Genomic DNA, 3199 nt, shown 5'->3' with positions numbered 1-3199 from the left:
TGAAAGGCATTGAAGGCTATCTTGTCGGTACTGTCTATAACAATAAGACAACTACCTCTGCCTTAGCGGCAACCATCGTAGGTGGTATTATTATCGTAGCAGGCTACTTCATCGTTGAATATTTCGTATTCAATCCAGGCGTAGCCATTGCTAGTATTTTGACTAATACTATTCAAGCAGTTATGAGCGTTATTGTTAGCATGATTCTCTACGCTATCTTACGCAAACGCCTGGGGTAGTAAATTGACAGTCACTAGAATTCAGACTATACTATAAGTACAAAAGAGCCAGTTAACGTGTTCTAGGCGTTAGGCTCATCAAAGAATAGTGAATTTGATAAACCTAACGTGTCTAAGTATTGCAGTACTTAGTCTTAAACGTTAGGTTTATCTTATTTTGTAACTATTTAATAGTTACTTTTTAAGAATTAACACTACGAGGGTAGCGAATAAAATCATTAATGATAATGCTTCGTATACAGTCATAATGCCACCTCCCTCGAAAAGACGGAGATGAACCTAACTCACGTTAACGGCTCTTTCGTAATTAGTATATAGCGGATTTTGAATATTGAAAAATACGAATTAATTTCGTACAACTTTTACATAAATACAGGTTAGTAGAGGTATTATATGGTATAATACTTTCATTATGTAGTGAAAAAAGGAGATCTAAATGGCAAATTTACCTAACTGCCCTAAGTGTGGCGACGAGTACACATATGAAGATGGTCATATGTTTATCTGTCCTATGTGCGGACATGAATGGACAGCAGCTGACGCACAAGCTGCAGCTGAAGCAGGTATCATTCGCGATGCTAACGGCAACGAGCTAGCTGATGGCGATACAGTTGTTGTTGTAAAAGACCTCAAAGTAAAAGGCGCTGGCGTATTGAAACAAGGTACGCGCGTTAAAAACATTCGCCTCATCACTGATGCGAGCGATGGCCATGATATCGATTGTAAAATCGATGGTTTCGGTGCGATGGCATTGAAATCTGAAATGGTTAAGAAAATCTAATTTAAGAAATCCCTATCGATACGTTCGGTAGGGATTTTTTCGTGGTATAATCAACGTATACTGCGTGTAGTGGAAAGTACTTGGGGGAGAAAAACTATGTTTAAAAGGGTTGTATTATTAGCTGTATTGGCGTCTATGATGGGGAATATTAGCTCTTTAGCGGCAGATTTAAAGCCCACAGATAAGCGTACATATGAATTACAGCAACAAATTTCTTATAATGTAGTCATTCCTAGCGAGGCTTTCAAGACGAGTGCCGATGGCACATTGATTGTTCCTCTAGAAATTAAAACAGATGATAAAGGGAATATTGTAGCCGTTGAAGCGGGGCCTAATAATTGGAAATTAGATCGAGATGCATATCCAATCTTTGAAGAGGCTGCAAAAGAGGCCGCTTGGCATACAAAGCATGTGGATACTGATGAAGCATTAGTTGTGACAATTCCAGTTAGTATTGTAATCGTATCAGGTGAACACCATCATAAAAAATAAAGGAGCGGTTATGGAATCTACAAAGGATTTAGAGAAATATACTTACGATCTTCTGGCGGAGCGTGGCGTTACGTTAGAGGATATTGCAGAGCTCGTTTTATATGTTCAAAAACCATATATGCCCAATCTAACAATTGAAGAATGCCGTGAACATGTGGCGTCGGTCCTTTCAAAACGAGAGGTACATAATGCAATTATTACGGGCATTGAGCTAGACAAGTTGACGGAACAAAATAAATTATCTCAGCCCTTGCAAGGTATTGTAGAAAATGATGAAAGCCTCTATGGTATCGACGAAATCTTAGCCTTTTCCATCGTTAATTTATACGGTTCCATAGGGTTTACGAACTATGGCTATCTAGATAAGGTTAAGCCTGGCATCATTAAAAAGTTAGATAGTAAGGCTGGTGGTCATTGTAATACATTCCTCGATGATTTAGTGGGGGCCGTGGCAGCTGCGGCAGCAGGAAAACTAGCTCATAATGAGCCACACCGCGTACGTCATGCCTTAGCTGAGGAAAAAGCATAAATTTTTGTCGTTGATGTTATTAAGAATTAAGAGTATAACTAGTAGTGAAATGAATAATTAATGTATTCTATGTAGACTATATACAGGAGGAACTATGCAAAAGGTTCTAGTTGTTATCGATATGCAAAAAGATTTCGTAGATGGCGCCCTTGGTTCTGCGCAAGCACAGTTAATCGTAGAGAATGTGCGCAACAAAATTGAGAACTTTGACGGGCCAATCATCTTTACGCGGGATACGCATGATACTAATTATCTTGAAAGCCAAGAGGGTAAGTTCTTACCTGTCACACATTGCGTTAAGAATACAGAAGGGTGGCATATTGTGCCGGGCTTAATCGAAGCAGCAGAAGGACGTCCTATCATGAGCCCTGTATCCTTTATAGACAAGCCAAACTTCGGATCCTTTGAATTATTATCTCGTTTGGAAGGGATGAACTCGGTAAATCCTATTGAGTCTATTACGCTCGTTGGTTTATGCACTGATATTTGCGTTGTGTCTAATGCGATTATACTGAAAGCGGGCTTACCAGAAATCCCTGTTTACGTAGATTCTAGCTGCTGTGCAGGTGTAACAGAAGAGTCCCATCAAGCGGCGTTAACAACAATGAAAATGTGTCAATGTATTGTTGAGTAGTTATCGTGTTATAGCTATATTGGAGTGCTTTATATTGATTAACAAACATAAAGGCTATAGGAAGTCCTATAGCCTTTTTCTATGGGAAAATATATTGACGATTTTCTATATACAATATACAATGAATAAAGAATGATAATTCATATCAATTAAACGAAATGTAGATGCAGGTGCATCGAAACGCTTTCACAAGAACGATATCTAGTATTTAATATCGTTCGTGCCCTATATTTAAGGAGGACTATTATGAAACCTTTCGAACTTGCACCATTACCATATGCTTATGATTATCTTGAGCCTGTTATCGACGCAGAAACAATGAAATTGCACCATGACAAGCACCATCAAGCGTATGTTAATAATTTGAACGCTGCTATCGCAAAATACCCTGATCTTGCTTATGGCTGTGTAGATTGTATTCTTGGTGATATCGCTAATGTGCCAGAAGATATCCGTCAAGCTGTTATTAACAATGGCGGCGGGCACAAGAACTACACTATGTTCTGGGACATCATGACAAAACC

The 3199-nt window shown here is 38.8% G+C and carries 6 protein-coding genes and 1 pseudogene; 6 read left to right on the top strand and 1 reads right to left on the bottom strand.

All coding sequences use genetic code 11. The features are described 5' to 3' along the window. A partial coding sequence (locus tag QZ055_RS08815) for an ECF transporter S component (RefSeq protein ID WP_295826303.1) occupies positions 1-239 on the top strand: 239 nt, incomplete at its 5' end. Between the two features lie 174 nt (positions 240-413). Here QZ055_RS08815 and QZ055_RS09465 read toward each other — a convergent pair. Then, positions 414-485, bottom strand: coding sequence for a putative holin-like toxin (locus QZ055_RS09465; protein ID WP_219565824.1), 72 nt, complete (start codon positions 483-485; stop codon positions 414-416). 190 nt (positions 486-675) lie between these two features. Between QZ055_RS09465 and QZ055_RS08810 the strand changes: the two genes are divergently transcribed. From QZ055_RS08810 to QZ055_RS08790, 5 genes and pseudogenes are all read left to right on the top strand, one after another. Next, positions 676-1020: a zinc ribbon domain-containing protein YjdM gene (locus tag QZ055_RS08810; protein WP_005385054.1), complete on the top strand. Its 345-nt coding sequence runs from the start codon at positions 676-678 to the stop codon at positions 1018-1020. Positions 1021-1116: 96 nt separating this feature from the next. Beyond that, on the top strand, positions 1117-1512 hold the full coding sequence (locus tag QZ055_RS08805) for a hypothetical protein (RefSeq protein WP_295826298.1): 396 nt from the start codon (positions 1117-1119) through the stop codon (positions 1510-1512). Positions 1513-1522: 10 nt separating this feature from the next. Next, on the top strand, positions 1523-2041 hold the full coding sequence (locus tag QZ055_RS08800) for a phosphatidylglycerophosphatase A (RefSeq protein WP_105089895.1): 519 nt from the start codon (positions 1523-1525) through the stop codon (positions 2039-2041). Between the two features lie 94 nt (positions 2042-2135). After that, entirely contained in the window at positions 2136-2675 is a 540-nt protein-coding gene (locus tag QZ055_RS08795) for a cysteine hydrolase family protein (RefSeq protein WP_295826293.1), read from the top strand. A gap of 246 nt (positions 2676-2921) precedes the next feature. Then, positions 2922-3199 (top strand): annotated as a pseudogene (locus QZ055_RS08790) (superoxide dismutase); the annotation flags it as partial.

Origin of the sequence: uncultured Veillonella sp., from assembly GCF_905209685.1 — a bacterium.
GTDB lineage: Bacteria > Bacillota > Negativicutes > Veillonellales > Veillonellaceae > Veillonella.
The sequence above is the reverse complement of the archived record's forward strand: the minus strand, read 5'-3'. Positions and strand labels throughout refer to the sequence as shown.